Origin of the sequence: Mesorhizobium sp. M1322 (genome assembly GCF_040318085.1) — a bacterium.
In the GTDB taxonomy this organism is placed as follows: domain Bacteria; phylum Pseudomonadota; class Alphaproteobacteria; order Rhizobiales; family Rhizobiaceae; genus Mesorhizobium.
The window spans coordinates 12,428-31,322 of the sequence record NZ_JAMYLP010000070.1; the positions used below are offsets into that span (position 1 = coordinate 12,428).

Annotated in this window: 19 protein-coding genes and 1 pseudogene; 10 read left to right on the forward strand and 10 right to left on the reverse strand. The window is 62.9% G+C overall.

Going from position 1 to position 18,895, the window contains the following annotated elements; genetic code table 11:
- Window positions 1–93: 93 nt before the first annotated feature.
- Window positions 94–2,649, forward strand: coding sequence for a protein translocase subunit SecDF (secDF, locus tag NKH12_RS22260; protein WP_352955107.1), 2,556 nt, complete (start codon window positions 94–96; stop codon window positions 2,647–2,649).
- 64 nt (window positions 2,650–2,713) lie between these two features.
- Here secDF and NKH12_RS22265 read toward each other — a convergent pair whose 3' ends face one another.
- Window positions 2,714–3,946 carry an MFS transporter gene (locus NKH12_RS22265; protein ID WP_352955108.1) on the reverse strand — a complete coding sequence of 411 codons (1,233 nt, stop codon included), beginning with the start codon at window positions 3,944–3,946 and terminating at the stop codon, window positions 2,714–2,716.
- A 3-nt stretch (window positions 3,947–3,949) separates the two neighbouring features.
- Window positions 3,950–4,141, reverse strand: coding sequence for a hypothetical protein (locus NKH12_RS22270; protein ID WP_352955109.1), 192 nt, complete (start codon window positions 4,139–4,141; stop codon window positions 3,950–3,952).
- A 73-nt stretch (window positions 4,142–4,214) separates the two neighbouring features.
- On the opposite strand from NKH12_RS22270, the gene NKH12_RS22275 reads away from it, so the two are divergent.
- Window positions 4,215–4,883, forward strand: coding sequence for an ArsR/SmtB family transcription factor (locus NKH12_RS22275; protein ID WP_352955110.1), 669 nt, complete (start codon window positions 4,215–4,217; stop codon window positions 4,881–4,883).
- A gap of 133 nt (window positions 4,884–5,016) precedes the next feature.
- On the opposite strand, the gene NKH12_RS22280 is transcribed toward NKH12_RS22275, so the two are convergent.
- Window positions 5,017–5,493: a YybH family protein gene (locus tag NKH12_RS22280; RefSeq protein WP_352955111.1), complete on the reverse strand. Its 477-nt coding sequence runs from the start codon at window positions 5,491–5,493 to the stop codon at window positions 5,017–5,019.
- Here NKH12_RS22280 and NKH12_RS22285 point away from each other — a divergent pair.
- Both NKH12_RS22285 and NKH12_RS22290 read left to right on the forward strand, forming a co-directional pair.
- Complete coding sequence (locus tag NKH12_RS22285) at window positions 5,492–5,707, forward strand: hypothetical protein (protein ID WP_352955112.1); 216 nt, start codon at window positions 5,492–5,494, stop codon at window positions 5,705–5,707. The two genes, NKH12_RS22280 and NKH12_RS22285, sit on opposite strands and share 2 nt — an antisense overlap.
- Window positions 5,701–6,675, forward strand: a complete 975-nt coding sequence (locus NKH12_RS22290) for a LysR family transcriptional regulator (protein ID WP_352955113.1) — start codon at window positions 5,701–5,703, stop codon at window positions 6,673–6,675. The genes NKH12_RS22285 and NKH12_RS22290 overlap by 7 nt, the downstream gene beginning before the upstream one ends.
- A gap of 102 nt (window positions 6,676–6,777) precedes the next feature.
- Here the strand turns inward: NKH12_RS22290 and NKH12_RS22295 are convergent, their stop codons facing one another.
- Window positions 6,778–7,575, reverse strand: a complete 798-nt coding sequence (locus tag NKH12_RS22295) for an SRPBCC family protein (RefSeq protein WP_352955114.1) — start codon at window positions 7,573–7,575, stop codon at window positions 6,778–6,780.
- Window positions 7,566–8,174, reverse strand: coding sequence for an ArsR/SmtB family transcription factor (locus NKH12_RS22300; protein WP_352955115.1), 609 nt, complete (start codon window positions 8,172–8,174; stop codon window positions 7,566–7,568). The genes NKH12_RS22295 and NKH12_RS22300 overlap by 10 nt, the downstream gene beginning before the upstream one ends.
- 240 nt (window positions 8,175–8,414) lie before the next feature.
- On the opposite strand from NKH12_RS22300, the gene NKH12_RS22305 reads away from it, so the two are divergent.
- Window positions 8,415–8,807 carry a GFA family protein gene (locus tag NKH12_RS22305; protein WP_352955116.1) on the forward strand — a complete coding sequence of 131 codons (393 nt, stop codon included), beginning with the start codon at window positions 8,415–8,417 and terminating at the stop codon, window positions 8,805–8,807.
- A 45-nt stretch (window positions 8,808–8,852) separates the two neighbouring features.
- Here NKH12_RS22305 and NKH12_RS22310 read toward each other — a convergent pair.
- Window positions 8,853–10,374 (reverse strand): annotated as a pseudogene (locus NKH12_RS22310) (winged helix-turn-helix domain-containing tetratricopeptide repeat protein).
- Window positions 10,375–10,509: 135 nt separating this feature from the next.
- Between NKH12_RS22310 and NKH12_RS22315 the strand changes: the two are divergent.
- Window positions 10,510–10,755, forward strand: a complete 246-nt coding sequence (locus NKH12_RS22315) for a DUF1127 domain-containing protein (RefSeq protein ID WP_352955117.1) — start codon at window positions 10,510–10,512, stop codon at window positions 10,753–10,755.
- 214 nt (window positions 10,756–10,969) lie between these two features.
- Window positions 10,970–11,854 (forward strand): alpha/beta fold hydrolase, encoded by an 885-nt coding sequence (locus tag NKH12_RS22320; RefSeq protein WP_352955118.1) that lies wholly within the window; start codon window positions 10,970–10,972, stop codon window positions 11,852–11,854.
- Window positions 11,855–11,906: 52 nt separating this feature from the next.
- On the opposite strand, the gene NKH12_RS22325 is transcribed toward NKH12_RS22320, so the two are convergent.
- Both NKH12_RS22325 and NKH12_RS22330 read right to left on the reverse strand, forming a co-directional pair.
- The gene (locus tag NKH12_RS22325) at window positions 11,907–12,437 is read right to left on the reverse strand and encodes a dihydrofolate reductase family protein (protein WP_352955119.1); all 531 of its coding nucleotides are present in this window, start codon (window positions 12,435–12,437) and stop codon (window positions 11,907–11,909) included.
- 136 nt (window positions 12,438–12,573) lie between these two features.
- Window positions 12,574–13,476, reverse strand: a complete 903-nt coding sequence (locus NKH12_RS22330; RefSeq protein WP_352955120.1) for a LysR family transcriptional regulator — start codon at window positions 13,474–13,476, stop codon at window positions 12,574–12,576.
- A 150-nt stretch (window positions 13,477–13,626) separates the two neighbouring features.
- Here NKH12_RS22330 and NKH12_RS22335 point away from each other — a divergent pair, with 150 nt between their 5' ends.
- Entirely contained in the window at window positions 13,627–14,049 is a 423-nt protein-coding gene (locus NKH12_RS22335; RefSeq protein ID WP_352955121.1) for a RidA family protein, read from the forward strand.
- 351 nt (window positions 14,050–14,400) lie between these two features.
- On the opposite strand, the gene NKH12_RS22340 is transcribed toward NKH12_RS22335, so the two are convergent.
- Window positions 14,401–16,272 (reverse strand): tetratricopeptide repeat protein, encoded by a 1,872-nt coding sequence (locus NKH12_RS22340; RefSeq protein ID WP_352955122.1) that lies wholly within the window; start codon window positions 16,270–16,272, stop codon window positions 14,401–14,403.
- Between the two features lie 221 nt (window positions 16,273–16,493).
- Entirely contained in the window at window positions 16,494–16,889 is a 396-nt protein-coding gene (locus NKH12_RS22345) for a winged helix-turn-helix transcriptional regulator (RefSeq protein ID WP_352955123.1), read from the reverse strand.
- Between the two features lie 225 nt (window positions 16,890–17,114).
- On the opposite strand from NKH12_RS22345, the gene NKH12_RS22350 reads away from it, so the two are divergent.
- Window positions 17,115–17,879, forward strand: a complete 765-nt coding sequence (locus NKH12_RS22350) for an SDR family oxidoreductase (protein WP_352955124.1) — start codon at window positions 17,115–17,117, stop codon at window positions 17,877–17,879.
- A 65-nt stretch (window positions 17,880–17,944) separates the two neighbouring features.
- Window positions 17,945–18,835 carry an NAD(P)-dependent oxidoreductase gene (locus NKH12_RS22355; RefSeq protein ID WP_352955125.1) on the forward strand — a complete coding sequence of 297 codons (891 nt, stop codon included), beginning with the start codon at window positions 17,945–17,947 and terminating at the stop codon, window positions 18,833–18,835.
- Window positions 18,836–18,895 lie beyond the last annotated feature (60 nt).

Below are 18,895 nucleotides of genomic sequence, written 5' to 3' on the forward strand. Positions count from 1 at the left end.
TTCCCGGGCTCTCGTCGAGTTGCTCGCCGATCGGAACGCCAAAGCTCTTGTCGGAGGCGGTTTGCGCCCGATATGGGCTGAACGGACAAGAACATGCTGCATTTTTCGCGCTGGAAGACCATTCTCATCTGGCTGACAGTCCTGGCCGGTATCCTGTACGCAGCTCCCAATTTGGTTCCCGCCTCCACCCTGGCATCGCTGCCGAATTGGCTGCCAAAGCGGCAGCTGACGCTGGGGCTCGACCTGCAGGGCGGCTCGCACATCCTGCTCCAGATCGATCGGCAGGACCTCGCCAACGAACGTCTCGAATCGGCACGCGACGAGGTCCGCACATCACTGCGCGATGCCCAGATCGGCTATACCGGGCTTACCGGCACCGCCAATTCCATCCAGGTCCGCATTCGCGACCAAGGCCAGATCGAAGCTGCGAAGACCGCGCTCGAAAGGTTGACGCAGCCGATCTCGACCGGCCTTTTCATGAGCGGTTCGGTGACCGAGATGGAGATGGCCGAGCCGGAACCTGGCCTGCTGCGTTTTACGCTGACCGAAGCCGGGATCGATTACCGGATCGCCGCAGCGCTGACACAATCGATCGAGGTGGTGGGCCGGCGCGTCAACGAATTGGGCACGACCGAGCCGATCATCCAGCGCCAGGGATCGGACCGCATCATGGTCCAGGTGCCGGGCCTGCAGGATCCGCAGCGGCTGAAGGATATTCTCGGACAGACCGCCAAGCTGACCTTCCAGATGGTCGACCAGTCGATTCCGGTCGAGGAGGCGATCTCAGGCCGCCCACCGGCGGGCTCGACGGTGATGTATTCGACGGACGAGCCGCGGGTTCCCCATCTGATCGAGAACCGGATCATCGTCTCCGGCGAAAACCTCGTCGATGCGCAGGCAACGTTCGACCAGCGAACCAACGAGCCGGTGGTCTCGTTTCGCTTCGACAGCCGCGGCGCCACACGCTTCGGCCAGGCTACTCAGGCCAATGTCGGGCGCCTGTTCGCGATCATCCTCGACGACGAGGTGATCTCCGCGCCCCAGATCCGCGAACCGATCCTGGGCGGCACCGGGCAGATATCCGGCAGTTTCACGGTGGAAAGCGCGAACGACCTTGCGGTCCTGCTGCGCGCCGGCGCACTGCCTGCCGACCTCACCATCGTCGAGGAACGCACCGTGGGTCCGAGCCTCGGCAGCGATTCGATCGAGGCGGGCCAGTTCGCGTCGATCATCGCAGGGATCCTCGTCGTCGGCTTCATGCTGTTCGCCTATGGGAAGCTGGGACTGATCGCGAATATCGCGCTCCTTGCCAACGTCGCACTGATCATCGCCATCCTATCCGTGCTTGGGGCAACGCTGACGCTGCCTGGCATCGCCGGCATCGTGCTGACGATGGGCATGGCGGTCGATTCCAACGTCATCATCTTCGAGCGCGTCCGCGAAGAGAACCGCCAAGGGCGCTCGATAGTTCAGTCGATGGATTCCGGGTTCAGACAGGCGCTGGCGACCGTCGTCGACGCCAATGTGACGACGCTGATTGCCGCCGTCATCCTGTTCTTCCTCGGCTCGGGGCCGATCAAGGGGTTTGCCGTCACCCTCGCCATCGGCATCGTCACCACCGTGTTCACGGCCTTCACGCTGACGCGCTGGCTGGTCGCGTTCTGGCTTCGCCGGCAGCGGCCGAAAACCATGCCCAGCGGTGTCATGCGGCTGGTGCCCGACGACACGCGCGTGCCGTTCATGGCATTCCGAAAATATGCCTTTACGCTGTCCCTGCTGTTGTCGATCGCTTCGGCCGTGCTGTTCTTCACAGTCGGCATGAACTACGGCATCGACTTCCGCGGCGGTTCGAGCATCGAGGTGCAGGCAAAGGGCCAGCAGGCCGACATTGGCGACATCCGTGAGCGGCTGACGGGCCTCGAACTGGGTGAGGTGCAGGTGCAGGAGTTCGGCTCGGCCCGCGACGTGTTGATCCGCATCGGCACCCAGGGGGGCGGCGACATTGCCGAACAGTCCGCCGTTGAAAAAGTAAGAAGCGCGCTTGAAACCGACTACGAGTTCCGCCGCATCGAGGTAGTCGGTCCGACAGTGTCGTCCGAACTCGCGTTCAACGGCACAATGGGCGTGCTCGCCTCGCTGCTGGCGATGCTCGTCTATATCTGGATCAGGTTCGAGTGGCAGTTCGGGCTCGGCGCCATTATTTCGACGTTCCACGACGTGATCCTGATGGTCGGCTTCTATGTCGTCGCCGGCATAGAGTTCAATTTGACCTCGATAGCCGCGATCCTGACCATTGTCGGCTACTCCATCAACGATACGGTTGTTGTCTATGACCGGGTCCGCGAGAACCTGCGCCGCTATAAAAGGATGCCGATTGCCGAGCTGCTCGATCTCTCGATGAACCAGACGCTGGCGCGAACGGTCCTGACCGGCGTGACCACGCTGTTTGCGCTGGCGGCGCTTTCGATCTGGGGCGGCGAGGTCATCCAGTCCTTCACGATCGCGATGATCTTCGGCATCCTCGCCGGGACCTATTCCTCCATCTTCGTCGCCGGGCCGCTGCTGATTCTGTTCAAGCTCCGGCCGGGCGCCCTCAGTCCAGAGGAAGCCGCAGCGGCGAAAGAGCCGCCGGCGCGACAGGCCCTATAACGCAACAATCGGCGGTGCCATTTCTTTGCGAAAATCGATTTCGATTTTCGGAGCCATGAGCCAGCTAGACCGTCTCTCGCATCACGACAGCGACGACTGCCCCTGAGAGAAACGTCAGCGCGGCGATCGATGCGATCGCCGATGACAGCCCGAAGCTGTCGGCGATAAGGCCGGCGGAGAGCGCACCGATCGCGTAGCCGAGATCCCGCCAGAACCGGTAGACGCTGAGTGAGCGGGCGCGCCAGGTCGGATGCGAGGCATCGGAGACGGCTGCGATCAAGCTCGGGTAGACCATCGCCGTGCCGAGGCCCAGCAGAAGGCTGCCGACGATCCACCAGTCGAACTGGCGCGTCGCCGCGGTGACAAACAGACCGGCGGCCTGAACCCACATGCCGGCGACGATCAGGCCTTTGCGTCCCCAGCGATCGCTTAGGGGACCCGTGGCGATCTGCAAAACACCCCATGTCGCGGGATAGATCGCCTTGAGGATGCCGATGCGCTCGATACCGAGACCGAAGGAAGCGAAGAACAACGGGAAAATGCCCCAGCTCATGCCGTCGTTGAGATTGTTGACGAGGCCGGCCTGCGAGGCGGCGAACAGGTTGCGATCCCCGAACGAGGTGAGCGCGAAGACCTGCCGAAAGCTGATCGGCGCAGGCTGCTGCGCGTGGGATGACGCCTCCAGCCGAACGTGGGCCCGCGTGTCGCGCACGAGCAGGATCGACAGTGCGGCACCGAGGACCGCATAGCTGATGCCGAGATAGATCGGCACTGGCCGAAGCCCGTATTGCGAAGCGAGATAGCCGGTCAGCAACGCCGTCACCCCGACGGCGAGATAGCCGGCGAACTCGTTGAGACCGACGGCAAGGCCGCGCGATTTCGGCCCGACGAGATCGACTTTCATGATCACTGTCATCGACCAGGCGAGGCCCTGGTTGATGCCGAGCAATGCGTTGGCCGCAATCACCCATTCCCAGGTCGGCGCCCAGATGATCATGAACGGCACCGGCAGGCCGACCAGCCATCCCAAAACGAGCACGCGCTTGCGGCCCCACGCATCGGCAAGCTGGCCCGAGACCAGATTGGCGAGCGCCTTGATGACGCCGAAGCTGACGATGAAGGAGACGATGAGTGTCGTCGAGGTGACGTGGAACTCCTCCGATCCGATCAGCGGCACCACCGTTCGTTCTATCCCGACCATGCCGCCGACAAAGGCGTTGATCACGACGAGCAGCGCGAATTGCGGCCAGTTCTCCCTGAGGCCGAGCCTGACGGGAACCGATGCCGCTTCGTCCATGGCTCAGGCCGCTGCCGCAGCCAGGGCGGAATTGGCGGCGCGGAGTGCCGCGGCCTCGGGCGGAGCCGGCGGAATCTCGGCGAGCATGAAGCGGATGAACGCGGCTTCGTCCTCGATCCGGAGGGCCTCGTTGCCGCAGCCGAACAGGTAGGAAACGCCGACTGGATCGGGGTGAAGGAACTGGCGAGGGATCATGGTCTTGCGCGCCTCGCTATGAAGGGGTAGAAACGTTCAATCACTCCGCTGAATGTTTCACTGAGGAGAAGCCGTGTCAAGCACCGGACCGAAACAGGCGATCTACGCGAGCCTTGCCGAAGTGGCTCAGGCGCTCGGCCATCCGCATCGGCTCGAGCTTCTGGAGCACCTGGCGCAAGGGGTGCGCAGCGTCGAGGACCTCTCGGTGCGAGCTCATCTGAGTTTCGCCAACACGTCGCGCCACCTGCAGATCCTGCGGCGGGCGCGCCTCGTCGAGACGCAGCGCCGCGGCAAGAACGTGCTCTATCGCCTCGCCGGCGACGCCGAGGTGGTGGCCCTGATCAAGGCGCTCGGTCGCGTCGGCGAGCGAAACATGGCCGAAATCGGCCGCGTCATGGCCGACTACTTCCGGGCTCGCGATGCGATGGAGCCGGTGTCGCGAGACGACCTCGTCTCGAGGCTGCATGACGGCATGGTCACGGTTCTCGACGTGCGGCCCGAGGATGAGTTTGCGGTCGGGCATCTTCCAGGCGCCCTCAACATCCCGCTGGCCGAGCTGGAGCGCCGCTTGGGCGAGCTAGAGGCGGATCGGGAAGTGATCGCCTATTGCCGCGGCCCCTACTGCGTTCTGTCGTTCGAAGCAGTCGCCGCCTTGCGGGAGCGGGGCTATCTCGTGCGTCGGCTCGAGGACGGCTATCCCGAATGGAAAGCCGCCGGCCTGCCGGTCGAAACCGCCGCCTGAAACAGGACGCGGAGAGAGCGTTGGGAGATTGCAACGCTGGTCCGGCGTGGACCTTCAGCGGCGGCTCAGCGGGCCAGCGCGGCCGCCTGCTCCAGGCCGATGCCCCGGACGAGCGGGTCTGCGTGCCGGTGCGCTAGACTAGCCGCCATTCGGATCCTTCGCGGCGATAGACCAAAGTGACGCGCAGCGGCCAGTCCTGGGTCGGCAGACCTCCGACCTCGCCGCGGCCGCGTTCGATGACCGCGAGAACCACCATGTCGGCCGAGCCGTAGGCTTGGACGAGCTCTTGTTCCAGCGTGCCGTTCTTGAAGAAACGCCCCATTGCCTCCCAGTGCTCGCTCGTCATGTCCACGCCGCGCGTCGGCGTTCCGCCGAAAGGCGACATCAGCGTGAAGTCATCGGTGAGCGTATTCAAGGCACGGTAACGTGCGATGTCGCCGCGCATCAGCGCTGAGTTGGCTTCCGCGGTCTGCCTGATGACCGTGGCAACCTCCTCGTCGGCGATGGAGACCTGATGGGCAAGGGCAGAGTCGCTTATGGCTTTCGTGATCCCAAGCGACGCGAGACCGGCGCCTGCTGCAGCGAGTGCTGAACGTCGTGAAACTGGCATGAGAAATTTCTCCTATGTTTGTACCGATCCGCAGCCGCAGCCCGCTGACATCCGTCGAGCCGATGCGATCTCAGATCCTTCAACCGCCGGCATTTCCGTCAGGGCCTCAAAAGCCTGTGCAGCGGCCGGAAGGACAGCTTCGGCCGGATGCCATCCGGCAAAATTTCACGTTGATCTCGATGAAGCCAGTGATATGATTTCAGGAATATGCTGAACGAAATTGACCTTTCGCGCACCGATCTCAATCTCCTCGTCCTCTTCGAGGCCGTGCTCGAAGAGGGCCACGTGGGCCGAGCGGCGGACCGGCTTAATCTAACGCCATCGGCTGTCAGTCACGGGCTCGGTCGGCTGCGCCGGCTCCTCAATGATCCGCTGTTCCTAAGAACGCCCAAGGGCGTCGTGCCGACGGCGCGTGCGATGGAACTGGCCGCGCCGATCGCCGACGTTCTGGCGCGCGTGCGCAGCGTCATGGCGACTGCCGCGCCCTTCGACCCCTCGACGGCGATGCGCCGGTTCGCAATCGGCGCGCCGGACGGTGTCTCAGCCGTGATCCTGCGCCCGCTTCTCGCCGAACTCAGCCGGATTGCGCCACGCATCGACGTCGGCGTGCGTCAGATCCTGCCCTCGCCAGTCCGCGTCTGGCGGAACGCGATTGCCGATCTCGAGGCGCACGCCATCGACATCGCGATCATTCCGTCCGATGACATCCCGCCTCGCTTCGAAAAGCGCTGCATCTACGAAGAAGACTTTGTAATTGCCATGCGCCTTGGACATCCGTTCGCGCGTGATCCGACCCTGGACCGATACTGCGACATGCAGCATCTGGTCATCTCGCACAGCGGCGATCCTTATGGCTTCGTGGATGAACAACTGGCGAAGCTGGGCCGGGCGCGACGGATTGCGTTGACTGTTCCGAACTTCATGTTCGCGCTTGCGGTCATCGCCGAGACCGACCTCATCTCGGCCCTGCCGCGGCGGTTCGTCACCATGCATGCGGCGCGTTTCGGTGTCCTGAGCCTCGATGCCCCATTGCCGCTGCCCGGCTTCCGGCTCAACGCCGTCGCTCCCAAGGTCGCGATGATGGATGCGGGTGTGGCATGGCTGTTCGATCTGCTTGCAGGAGTGGAGCAGACTGCGCAGAAGCACCACAGCGGCCTGCCCGCCCGAAGACGGCAGTCGTAGCTCGCAAAGCTTCGTCGGCCGCCATGCCGTTCGGGCGTGCTGTAGGGTAGATTAATGGCGCCCAGCGTTGATGAAACTGACAACTACGTTTCCGCTGGAGCGCTACTCCGCGGGAGTTGGGAAATGCTTTTCAAGCCAGGTTCGCCACTTTGGCTCCTCCCGTTTTGCAATGGTTGCTGCATCGTCGCCAAAGAGGAAGAACCGCACGGACAGGTATGTCATCCCGCCCATCGGCAAGGCGAAGAGGTGCGCGAAGCCGGGCGCGGGGTGGTCCAGCCGGACCACAAGCTCGGGATGATCTTGCGGCCCTGTTCGTTCGACGGCACCCTCGAATGCCTGCGTGTCCGAAGCCACGCGCCGTTGTTCAGTCGCATTCGCTAGGCCCAAGGGTTCAACCAGCTTTCGCCATGCATCGGCTAAAGGTTCAGAGGAGGAGACCAAGAGCTGAAAAGCCGAGCCGTGCTGCCCGGGAAAATGCGTGAGGTAGAGGCGGAGCAAGCGGAAGAAAGAGATCCACCCGTAGCTGTGGGCCTCGAACTGATCATCCCAATCATCGGAAGTCGCGAACCAGCGATGGACAACGCGAACGGTGCAAAGGCCGCCGGACTTTGCCTCGACGGTCCATTCCGTCGCTACCGTTCCCTGCTCGCCGGGTGCTTCGGCGAGAAACCGCTTGGGCGGCTCCCAAGCTGTGATGGTGGCGACTGAATCCATGCTTCCATCGGCAGCGAAATGCGAAACGGCGGTTCCTCCGATGCGGCCTTCGAGTTCGCTCGGCACGAACCATTGAGATATTCCAGGTCCCGTTGCGATCGCGTTCCAGACGTCCTGCGGTGTACCGGTGACATCGACTTGCGCCTCGACCGAGCGGTTGCCGGCAGCATCTTTTCTTACTGGCATTGAAAGTCCTTTCCTTGCGGATTGGCTGGTGATGGATGCGCCGCTACGACAAGGCGATGGGACCGTCCCTGCGGCGCAGTTTCGTCGTGATAGCGTGCCGCGAGCGTGGTGATGGCCTCAGTCAATTCACGCGTGAACGAGGCGCGGTCGGCGGCGGAGCGGAAGCGGATTTCGGTGTCGATCGCCAAGGTCGCCAGGCGCTTGCCGGCATCCGTGGCGGCGCGCTGAAGAGCCCCGATCTCCCGCACCAGCCGAGCGCCGAGCGCGATGAGGTAGCTCGCCGACAGCCGGTCGGCGGTGCGGTCCGGATCGGCGCCGACCGGACCCAGCGCGCTCGTCGAGACGACATAGCTTGTGGCGCTCGCCACCATGAGCCGCTCGGTCAGGCCACCCCACTTGCGCGTGTCTGCCACTTGGACAAGCCCGTGCTCCTCCAAAGCATGCAGGTGATAATTGATCTTCTGCCGCTTGAGGCCGAGGCGTGTGGCGAGGGCAGCGGCCGAGGCGGGCTCCCGCAGTTCTGAGAGGAGCTGACTCCGAACGGGCTCCAACGCGGCGGCGGCGGCGCTCGGCCGATCTATGACTTCGATATCGAACATGCAGCCCTCACCTTGACAAGCTTTCCTGTCAATGCCGTTGACGAGTATATTTGTCAAGAGCGAAAAGGCCGCTTCGTCCCAATAAGCCGACGCTCCCAAACGGCTTGCGACTGCAACGAGCGACCTATCTGTCGCCCGCTACGGAAGACGACGCGTCCCCCGCCCGCAGCGGGGCAATTGCAATGACAGTGCCGTTCGTTGTAGCCATTTCCGACGGCTTGATTTTGGAGGAGACGCAGCATGGACCGATTCACTGGCGGTTGCCTGTGCGGCAACGTCCGGATTGTGGCGTCGGGACTCCCATACCGGGTCGGACTTTGTCACTGTCTCGACTGCCGCAAGCATCATGGGGCCCTTTTTCACGCTTCCGCGGTGTTCCCTCAGGATGCGGTGACGATCGAAGGCGAGACGCGCGACTACGCCGGGCGGTTTTTCTGTCCCCGCTGCGGCTCGACAGTTTTCGGACGCACCGCAGACGAAATCGAAGTGAACCTGGGATCCCTGGACGCCCCTGACCAACTGGTGCCAACCTACGAAAGCTGGATCATCCGTCGCGAGTCCTGGTTGCCGCAGTTTCCGCTCAAGAGACGCTACGAGCGTGATCGTGACGCCACGAGTCGCTTTGAGGAATAGGTCGCGCAAACGCTGCGAAGGCGTTTAGGAGGTCACGCCGGCGCGTCACTCCGGAAGACCGGCCTTGCGGAAGCCATCAACGAAATGCTCGAGCGTCGCAGCGTCGCGGAATGGCTCCGTCGTGGCCCAGTGGCGGGTTGTGAAATGCGGGTTGCCGACGAGGAACAGTTCGGCCTCTGCGCGCGCCTCGTCGAGCCGGCCCAGTTGGGCAAGGCTTGCCGCCAGGAAGCGGCGTGAGCTTGTACGATAAGTCTCGTCCCTGCGCAGTGTCTCGACAGCGGCTTCGTATGCGCCGGCCGCATATTGCGCCTGTCCGAGCGCCAGATAGTACCAACTTGCCGGAAACGGGTTCAGCCGGAATGCCTTGCGAATGTGCTCAAGGCCTTCCTCGACCCGTCCGGCCAGGACCGCGATGTCGGATAATGCCGCCCAGGCATCGGCCTCGTTCGGGTCGAGCTCGATCGCCTTGGCGAATTCCGCATCCGCCTCGGCGAAGCTGCGCTCATAGGCAAGCAGGTAAGCCAAAACCCAGCGGCAGCCGGCATCGTTGGGGTCGATCGCCACGGCTTTGCGCGCCAGGTCCAAAGCAACGATACGGGACGTTTCGGTTGGTCCGCCGGAATGGACCCATCCCATCCAGTGGTTCATGGCAAGCCAGCGATAGGCCTCGGCATATTCCGGATCGAGCGAAACCGCGCGGGTGAGCATCAGATGCGCTTCGCGCGCCGTCTGCGGCGAATCATCCATCAGCTTGCGCGCCCGCGCGCAGAGAACGTAAGCCTCGAGATTTTTGGGCCGACTGCGCGGCGGCGGTGCGCGCAGCCTGCCGAGCAACGCCTCCACGATCTTGCCGGTGACCTCGTCCTGAACGGCAAAAATATCTTCCAGGCTGCGATCGAAGCGTTCCGCCCACAGATGGTCGCCACTCGCCGCGTCGACCAGCTGTACGTTGATGCGCACGCGCCCTGCGGCGCGTCTTGCGCTGCCCTCCAGCAGGTAGCGCACGCCAAGGTCCTCAGCGATAGCGCGCACGTCCATAGCCTTTCCTTTATAGGCAAAGGTCGAGTTGCGTGCGATGACGAACAGGCCAGGAAATCCTGGACAGGTCGGTAATCAGGTCCTCGGTCAACCCATGCGCGAAGGATTCCTGCTCTGGATCGTTGCTGAGATTAACGAAGGGCAGCACGGCTATCGATGGCTTGTCGGGCAGCGGCAAAGGTTTTCGCTTCGCGCCGCCGAGCTGTTCGACGGCCCCCATGAAGCGATAGCCGACGCGCGGAACCGTGGCGATCCATTCACCGCCCCCATTACCGGCATCGGCGGCCGGACCAAGCAGCTTCCGCAGCTGCGCGATCTGGACGGTGAGGTTGCCTTCCTCGACGGCCGTGCCCGGCCACACCGCGTCCATCAACTCGGCCTTGCTCAGAATTTCGCCGGGCCGTCCAACGAGCGCCGCAAGCAGCTTTAGCCCACGGTAGCCAACGGCAACGGGGACATCGTTGCGAAGCAGCGTTCCCGCACCGGAATCAAGCACGAACGGACCAAAGGCAAAGCGCGATCCCTGCATACGGCGTATCTATAGTCCGTTTGGAAGTTTTGAGAACTATTTGGGAGAGCTTAATTACGACGCTGTTCGTTTCCTGCAGAATTCAGCCTCTTTCAGGTCGAGGGTCCCCGGACCTTCAAACCCATGGAGGTTGCTATGAACGATACTCTTGCATCGGCCCCGCATCAGTCAGCGCGCCTGGAAACGCCGGTGGAGCCGACGGAAGTGTCGCGTCGGCACCTGACGACCCTGCGAAGCATTGTCGCGGCCTGGGGCGAGCGGAAACGCTTTCGCTGGGAACTTGAGCAAATGTCGAAGGACAATCCCCATTTGATCGACGATATCGGTCTGACGAGACGGCAGGTCGAGGCAGAGATCGCCAAGCCCTTCTGGCGGCGATAATCCTCGTCGCCGCAAGGTCGCGAAGCCGATTCCGTCGTCGTTGGTGCGCCAAAAGCATCTCGGAACGGTACTCGCTCGCGCCGGTCGCCGCGCGGACACTGACAAATCGCCCGACCATGGGGAAGACCGGCCACAGGCTCTTCGGCAACCTCCGGAACTCGTGCCGCTCGTTTGAGTTAAACTCGATTTCCAGACAGCAAATCGGAATCTTGACATGAGCCTGCCCGCCCAACACCGAATGCGTCTCTCCGGTGGAACCGAGCTTGCCTACGTCACTGCGGGCGATCCATCCAACCCCGCTTTGCTCCTCCTGCATGGGTTTCCCAGCTCGGCACGTGCATTCCGTGAAGTGATTCCCGGACTGGCGGGCGCAGCCTATGTGATCGCGCCCGACCTCCCGGGCCATGGCCAGTCCGACGTTCCGCCGACACCCTCCTTCGCCGCGATCAGCGAGGCAATTTCCGAATTGCTGGCCCACCTCCTGATCGGGCGTCGCTTCATCTACGTGCATGACTGGGGCACCGCTGTGGGCCTGCAGATCGCCATGCAAGCGCCCGATCTGGTTTCGGGCCTCATCATCCAGAACGCAAACGCGCATCGTACTGGCTTCGGGCCTCTGTGGGACGCCGCATTGAAGTTCTGGTCAGAACCGACAAAAGAGAACGAAGCGGCCGCAACCCCCGACCTGACCTTTGAATTCACGCGCGAGCAATATACTGGCGGTCTGCCGGAGGAGGTCGCCGCCACGATCGAAGGCGAACCCTGGGTCGAGGACTGGAGGGTGATGAACCTTCCCGGCCGCATGGAGACCCACCGCGCGCTCATCGCCGATTATAAGAACCACGCCGCGCGTTTCGATGCGATCGCCGGCTATCTCAAGAAATGGCAGCCGCCGGCACTCATGCTATGGGGCCGTCACGAGCCCTATTTCGACATCGCCGAGACGCTGTCGTGGATGCAGGATCTGCCGCGTATGGAGGCGCATATTTTCGACGGCGGACATTTCCTGCTCGAGACGCATGCCGAACCAGCACACTCTCTCATGCTGGAGTTTATCAAGCGAACACAGAAGAGACTCACGCAGTCCCCGTCGCGTTAGGCCCAACCCGAGACCAACTTCAGCGGCGATTTCCATCCGACGAGTCGCGAGATCAAGCAGGGACGTAGGTCAACCTGATCACATCCTCGCCAATCCGATCATTAGCCATAAGGCGGAGCGGCGGCCGGGGTCCGGCGAAATATGGCTTGCCGTGGCCAAGCACGACGGGGTGCAGGTAGATGCGATACTCATCGATCAGGCCAAATTCGGTGAGGCTATGCGCCAAGTCCGGGCCAGCAACTTCGATCTCCCCGTCGCGCTCGGCCTTCAGCTCGCGGATCGCGCCCTCAAGATCATCTCCAACAAGCCTGGCGTTGAGACCGACGGCCTTCAACGAGCGCGAGGCGACCCATTTCGGCTGGTTCCGCCACGCCGCCGCGAAGGCGTGTCGCTCTGCATCCCATTCGGGATGATCGTCGTCCCAGTAACGCATGACCTCATACATTCTGCGACCATACAAACTGCCCGCCTGCCCCTGAGCCTCCTCGATGAAGTGGCGGAAGAGCGTGGGGCTTGGCGCAAACGCCATATGATCGACATAGCCGTCGAGGGACTGGTTCATTCCGAACACGAGCTTAGCCATACCCACTTCCTTTCCCTTACGCGGCACATCCGCACGGCTCTGATTGCGCTGTGCAATCGGTTGTAAGCTGGATCGGACTGATGGCCGATCGACAGAAACGAGAAATCATGCCGGACCTCCCTGCTTTTTGATCCAGTCAAGGTGCTTTCTTTCGCATGTCCTTCACGACATCGAGAAAACCCCGCAGTGCCGGCGGCACTGCTCGATGTCCGGGATAGTAGACCGCCACCCCTTCCGGAGCGGGCATCCATGCGGTCAGGACCTTGCGCAGCCGGCCATCGGATATGGCCGCTTCGGCGGCCCAATCCGCCACATAGGCGATGCCCAGACCCTCTATTGCGGCTTCGACCATCAGTTCCTCGTCATCGAGGACGATGGAGCCGTTTGCGTCGATCACGAGTTCCTGGCCGACGCGTTCGAATTCCCATCGATAGAATTTGCCGCTGGGCATACGATGGCCGATGCAATGGTGGCGTTGCAATTCCTCGGGCGTTCCCGGGTCGCCGAAGCGATCGAGATAGGCCGGCGAGGCGACACAGATGAACGTCAACGGGCGCGCAAACGGCACGGCGATCATGTCCTTCGGGACCGATCCGAGGAGGCGCACGCCGGCATCGAACCCGCTGGACACGATATCAATGAGCCGCCCCTCGGCGACGATGTCCACGGTCACGTCCGGATGGCGCTCCGCCATCTGCGGAAGAACCCAGCGAACGAGAAGCCCGGCCACCAATCGCGGTGCGTTGATGCGGACCATGCCCGCGACATTGCCACGGAATCCCGCGACGCTGTCGAGCGCCTCGTCCAGCGAGACGAGCGCCGGCTGAAGGCGATCGAGCAACCGGAACCCGGCTTCTGTCGGCGAGACGCTGCGTGTGGTGCGGTTCAGGAGGCGCACGCCCATGCGTTCCTCGAGCGCCCGCATCGCATGGCTCAATGTGGAAGGTGCCGTGCCGATCTCGTCTGCTGCGCGGCGGAAGCTGCGGTGTGTGGCAACGGCCACGAAGGCGGTGAGATCGTTGAGCGACGGGCGGGGCATTGATGGGGATTTTGCATCATCTCATGCCGATTTCAACGGCTAATGCGCGCAATGCGATTGCTCTATCTCCTGCCTGCATCAACTCGGAGATACCCCGGCTCCGGCCCGCTGCCGGACCGCTCCCGTTATCAAGACAGAAAGGAACACGAAATGCCTGCACGCGACGCCGTCTACCCGGCCAACCGGCACGCTTTATACGATATACACCGCTATTCCGCAGCCATTCGGTCCGGCGATCTTCTCTTCGTGTCGGGTCAGGTCGGGAGCCGTGAGGACGGCTCGCCCGAGCCCGTATTCGAGGATCAGGTTCGACGGGCCTTCTCCAACCTGCGCGCGGTCTTGGCGGCCGCCGGGTGCAGCTTCGACGACGTCGTCGACGTCACAACGTTCCACACCAACCCGGACGAACAGATCGAGACAGTTCTGGCCGTCCGAGCAGAAGAGATCGGTGCACCTCCCTACCCGAACTGGACCGCAGTGGGCGTCAATTGGCTTGCGGGCTTCGATTTCGAGATCAAGGTCATCGCCCGCATCCCTTCGACGACGAGCAGTCATCCGACGGACAAGCGCTGATCGCTCGCCCTGCAGTTTCTGTATTGGCGATTTGTACCCCGACGACGGAAACGGCAGCGCGGCGCGCCCCAGCACGGGCTCGCGATGTCCGTCCAACGATCAATATGCGAGCTTGCCTTGTGCCAAAATATGTCATTCGGCCGCAAACGATTCGAACTTTTTCACCACCGATCACCGCCGTTACTACACTTTCTCGCCTCTTGGCTATTTCGCGCTCCTCGCGCGGACGTAGTTCTAGCGGCAATGGGCGGCAACTTTCGGTGTTGGCGTCGTGGAGATGGCAAAATTGGCCCGCCGGACGAGATGAAACCGGGGCACCGCTATGTGATTGAAGTCGCTCTGTAAAAACTTTCAGGCGCTTTCAGGAGCCTTGGCCCGTGCGAGGTCCTGCAGGAACTCTTCCATCAGCGGCCTGTCACCGAACCGGCGGTAGGCGCGCTCTGCTTCAAGCGAGAATGCCGGATGCGCCTCGACCAGCTTTGCCATCGTCTGCTGGGCTGCCTCGACCTCTCCGCCCCCGGCCTGCAAAGCGGCCTGAATCAGAAGGCAGTTTGCATCGCGCGGCGCCCGGATCAGGCATTCCTCTATGACGGCGGAAGCCTCATCGCGGCGGTCAGCCGCGTAGAGCGCCTGCCCGTGCACATAGGCATAGTACTCGGGCGCCATAGGATGAAGGCGGCGGGCCCGCTCTGCGTTGGCGACGGCATCATCATATTCCCCGAAGCGAACCTGCGCCTTTGCAAGCGCCATCATGCTGTCGGGATCGTTAGGGTTGAGCTCCACAGCGCGCCGTGCGGCCTGCAAGCCGCCTGAATAGTCGCCCTGCACGGCAAGCCCGAAGCTAATGACCTGATAGCCAAGGCCAAGATTGGGATCGAGACGGACCGCCTGCCGGGCTTCGCTAAGCCCAAGATGGAGCTCCGGCGCGTTTGCCCGGCCGTCACCGCTCTGCGCCACGGCGGCGATATAGGTCAGCGCGAGGCCTGCGCGGGCGGCCGCATAGGACGGGTCCATTTCAAGCGCGCGCTGGTAGAGGCCCCGCGCTTCCAGAATGTCCTGCGGGTCATTGGCGCCGTGCCGATAGCGGTTACGGGCCTGCAGCACGAAGTCATAGGCCTGCAGATTGTCGGTCGGGCGCTCCGCTGCCGCCTGCGCCTCGCTCCTGCCGATATAGGGCGCGATCTGCGCGACGATTTCAGTGGTCAGCTCGCTCTGGACGGTGAACACGTCGGCGACCTGCCGGTCAAAACTGCGCGACCACAGATGCGCGCCTGTCTTTACATCGATCAGCTGCGCCGATACCCGAAGCTGGTCGCCTTCACGGCGGGCGCTGCCTTCAACCACATAATCAACGCCGAGCTTCGCCCCGAGCTTGCGCACGTCCGTATCCTGCCCGTGCACGGCGTAGGTGGAATCGCGCGCGATTACCTGCAGCTCTGAATTGCGGGCAAGGGCTGTCGTCACATCCTCGGTCAGTCCGTCCGCGAAATACGATTGCTCGCCGCTGCCGCTCATGGCGGCAAAAGGCACGACCGCCACTGACGGCCGGGGGTCGGCGCGGCTCTGGTCCATCGACAAGACCCCCGGGATGCGGCTGACCATGGCTGCCAGGGAGAGCGGCTGAATTTGGGTGCCGATGAGGATGAGGCCTATGGCGGCCGCGCCATAAGACCAGCGGGCGGCGGTGCCGCGCAGCACCTGCGGCACCTGCCGCCATGGCAACCACGGAGAGCCGGCGCGCCTTACGCGGTAGACGTTGAGAAGCTCGGGAATGTTCTTGGCCCGCCTGCGGCCGATGCGGACGAACCTGTCCGCGCTGTTGCGGTCGGCCGCCATCACAACGGCGCCGCTGACGAATATCTGCCCCGGATCGCACATGGTCTCAAGACGGGCGGCCACATTGACGCCGTCGCCGTATACGTCGCCGTCATCTTCGATGACATCGCCAAGATTGATGCCGATGCGCAGCTCGAACGGGCCCTTGTCGAAGCCTTCCTGTATGGCCAGCGCCGCATCAACCGCTTCGTTGACGCTTGGAAACATGGCGAGAAAGCCGTCTCCCGTCGTCTTGACGATGCGCCCGCCATGGCTGGCAATGGTCGGGTCAATGAGCTCATCAAAAACAGCGCGCAGCTTCGCGTAGGTGGAAGCCTCGTTTTCAGCCATCAGCAGGCTGTAGCCGACGATATCGGCGGCCATGATTGCCGCGAGCTTGCGTTCCATCAGCATTATTCCTGGGCGGCGGTCCATGCACGGACTATTACTATTGACACTTAAGGCGACGCACGGCCCAAGACTAGACCCATAATCCCGGATAGGCTTATCAACACAGCTCATAAATGCGTGATGATTGTGGCCTATACCGTCCTGGCCTTCGTCAGCCATCATCTGCTTCGTCCGGAGCCGTCCGTCGCCGCGGAGCGGAAATTTATCCACATCCGGCGCTACCCTAGCGCGGCTCCTTTCGCCGCGGTTCGGGCAGCCCGCGCCGCTCCGGCTTTCGCCTTTTCTGTCCGCTCCTGGTGCTTTTTGCCCCATTCCGCCAGCGGGGCGAGCGCCAGGTCGAGCTCGGCGCCTTCCGGCGTGACCGAATATTCGACGCGCGGCGGCACTTGGTGAAACACCTCGCGGTGGATGATGCCGTCCGCTTCCATCTCGCGCAGGTGCTGGATCAGCATCTTCTCGCTGATCTCCGGCTGCAGCCTCTTCAGTTCGCCGAAGCGGCAGGGCTGCGCCTGGTGGATCTGCCAGAGCAAAAGTGCCTTCCACTTACCGCCGATCACCGCAAGCGCGGGGCCCAATCCGCAACTGTCCGGCAGTTTTCTTTGTTTTTTTTCCAAGGAACTCTCCAATTCTGAGGCTTTGGTAGGTACCTTACTTTTTTGTCTGTACTTGCGCAATCGAAAGTACCTGCCTAGCTTCGGGCAAGGACGCCGAAGCATGCAGGCAGAAGGCCAGCGGCAAGGCTTCCACTGGGACAGTTTTCGCTCGCAAAAAAGCGGCCGCTCCCGACAGTTTCAAACCGACACACCGCGGCGCCCTTCGCGCCGGGATAAGGAAGAATCATGAGCAGATTTCAGGGCAAGAAGGCCGTTGTCATCGGCGGCACACATGGAATGGGATTGGCGGTGGCGCAGGCGTTGATCGACGGCGACGCCGACGTCCTGATCACGGGGCGCAACGAAAAGAACCTCGCGGACGCCCGTCAGGCGCTTGGCGGCAGCGTCCATGCGGTCCGGTTCGATATCGCCAGCATGGACGACATCGCCCTGCTCAGCGCGGAGGTGGGGCAGAAACTCGGCAAGATCGATTTCCTGCACGTGAACGCCGGCGTGTCGGAGCTGGAACCGTTCGACCAGGTCACCGAAGCGTCCTACGATCGCCAGTTCAACCTCAACGCCAGGGGCGCCTTTTTCGTCACCCAGCGCCTCATACCGCTGATCAAGGACGGCGGTGCGATCGTCTTCACCTCGTCGATCGCCGAGGATTCCGGCACCGCCGGCATGGCGGTGTATTCCGCTAGCAAGGCGGCGCTGCGCGCCTTCGGCAAGGTGCTGGCATCGGAACTCCTGCCGCGAAAAATCCGCGTCAACGTCGTGAGCCCCGGCTTCATCGACACGCCGACCATGGGCGTTGCGGGCGCCTCGGCGGAAGAGCGCGCCGCCTTCATGAAGGTCGGCGACGAGGTGACGCCGATGAAGCGCCACGGCACGCCGGAGGAGGTGGCGCGCGCCGTTTTATTCCTCGCCTTCGACGCCACCTTCACCACCGGCGAGCGGATCAAGGTCGACGGCGGCCTCGGCCAGGACCTGTCGCCGGCCATGGGGTGAATAGGAACGCCGCGCGCATAGCTCGCCGCGTAACTTCACGATCGAACCGAAAAGAAAGGAAACAAATGTCCGACGTATCCGTCATCGGCCTTGGTGCCATGGGCTCGGCCCTGGCCGCGGCGCTCCTGAAAAGCGGCCTCAGCGTCACCCTGTGGAACCGTTCGCCGGCCAAGGCTGAGGCGCTCGTGGCCAAAGGCGCTGTCGCCGCCGAGAGCGTCAAGGATGCCGTCGAGGCGAGCAAACTGGTGGTCGCCTGCCTGCTGGTCTACGATACCGTGTATGAGGCGTTCGAGCCGGCAAAGGATGCGCTTGCCGGCCGCACGCTGGTCAACCTCACCAACGGCACGCCGGCGCAGGCGCGCGAGATGGCACAATGGGCAGCCACCCGGGGCGCCGACTACCTCGACGGCGGCATCATGGCGGTTCCGCCGATGATCGGCCAAGCCGAGGCGCTGATCCTCTACAGCGGTGCGCACACGGCGTTCGAGGCGCACGGGAAACCGCTCGGCGCGCTGGGCGCAGCCAGATATCTCGGCGACGACGCCGGGCTGGCACCGTTGCACGACATTGCCCTGCTCACCGCCATGTACGGCCTGTTCTCGGGCGTAACGCATGCCTTCGCGCTGACCGGATCGGAAAAGGTGCCGGCGGAAAAATTCCTGCCGATGCTGAGCAACTGGCTCGGGGCGGTCATGACATGGCTGCCTGACATGGCACGGCGCATCGACAGCGGCGACTACCGCAGCGATGTCGTCTCGAACCTCGAAATGCAGGCGGCGGCCTTCGACAACTTTATCGCGGCCAGCGAGGGCCAGGGTGTCAGCTCCGAACTGATCGCGCCGATGTTCGAGCTCTTAAAAAAAGCCGTCGCATCGGGCTATGGCGATGCCGACCAGGCGAGCCTGGTCGAGATGATCAGGACTAGGTGGTGTGGACTCTTAGGATTCCCTTTTTGACCGTAGCATGATTCAAGACTGCTTTTGGAGGCAGCCTTGGGTGTAATGGATCGGTTGATA

Bases quoted from the DNA above. Each gene is read 5' to 3' on its own strand.
- NKH12_RS22280 (WP_352955111.1), bottom strand. From the start codon at position 5,493: ATGCCAGTTTCACGACGTTCAGCACTCGCTGCAGCAGGCGCCGGTCTC.
- NKH12_RS22325 (WP_352955119.1), bottom strand. From the start codon at position 12,437: ATGGCTAAGCTCGTGTTCGGAATGAACCAGTCCCTCGACGGCTATGTC.
- NKH12_RS22350 (WP_352955124.1), top strand. From the start codon at position 17,115: ATGAGCAGATTTCAGGGCAAGAAGGCCGTTGTCATCGGCGGCACACAT.
- NKH12_RS22320 (WP_352955118.1), top strand. From the start codon at position 10,970: ATGAGCCTGCCCGCCCAACACCGAATGCGTCTCTCCGGTGGAACCGAG.
- NKH12_RS22270 (WP_352955109.1), bottom strand. From the start codon at position 4,141: ATGATCCCTCGCCAGTTCCTTCACCCCGATCCAGTCGGCGTTTCCTAC.
- NKH12_RS22330 (WP_352955120.1), bottom strand. From the start codon at position 13,476: ATGCCCCGCCCGTCGCTCAACGATCTCACCGCCTTCGTGGCCGTTGCC.
- NKH12_RS22300 (WP_352955115.1), bottom strand. From the start codon at position 8,174: ATGTTCGATATCGAAGTCATAGATCGGCCGAGCGCCGCCGCCGCCGCG.
- NKH12_RS22335 (WP_352955121.1), top strand. From the start codon at position 13,627: ATGCCTGCACGCGACGCCGTCTACCCGGCCAACCGGCACGCTTTATAC.
- NKH12_RS22355 (WP_352955125.1), top strand. From the start codon at position 17,945: ATGTCCGACGTATCCGTCATCGGCCTTGGTGCCATGGGCTCGGCCCTG.
- NKH12_RS22285 (WP_352955112.1), top strand. From the start codon at position 5,492: ATGAGAAATTTCTCCTATGTTTGTACCGATCCGCAGCCGCAGCCCGCT.
- secDF (WP_352955107.1), top strand. From the start codon at position 94: ATGCTGCATTTTTCGCGCTGGAAGACCATTCTCATCTGGCTGACAGTC.
- NKH12_RS22295 (WP_352955114.1), bottom strand. From the start codon at position 7,575: ATGCCAGTAAGAAAAGATGCTGCCGGCAACCGCTCGGTCGAGGCGCAA.
- NKH12_RS22265 (WP_352955108.1), bottom strand. From the start codon at position 3,946: ATGGACGAAGCGGCATCGGTTCCCGTCAGGCTCGGCCTCAGGGAGAAC.
- NKH12_RS22305 (WP_352955116.1), top strand. From the start codon at position 8,415: ATGGACCGATTCACTGGCGGTTGCCTGTGCGGCAACGTCCGGATTGTG.
- NKH12_RS22340 (WP_352955122.1), bottom strand. From the start codon at position 16,272: ATGGAACGCAAGCTCGCGGCAATCATGGCCGCCGATATCGTCGGCTAC.
- NKH12_RS22290 (WP_352955113.1), top strand. From the start codon at position 5,701: ATGCTGAACGAAATTGACCTTTCGCGCACCGATCTCAATCTCCTCGTC.
- NKH12_RS22315 (WP_352955117.1), top strand. From the start codon at position 10,510: ATGAACGATACTCTTGCATCGGCCCCGCATCAGTCAGCGCGCCTGGAA.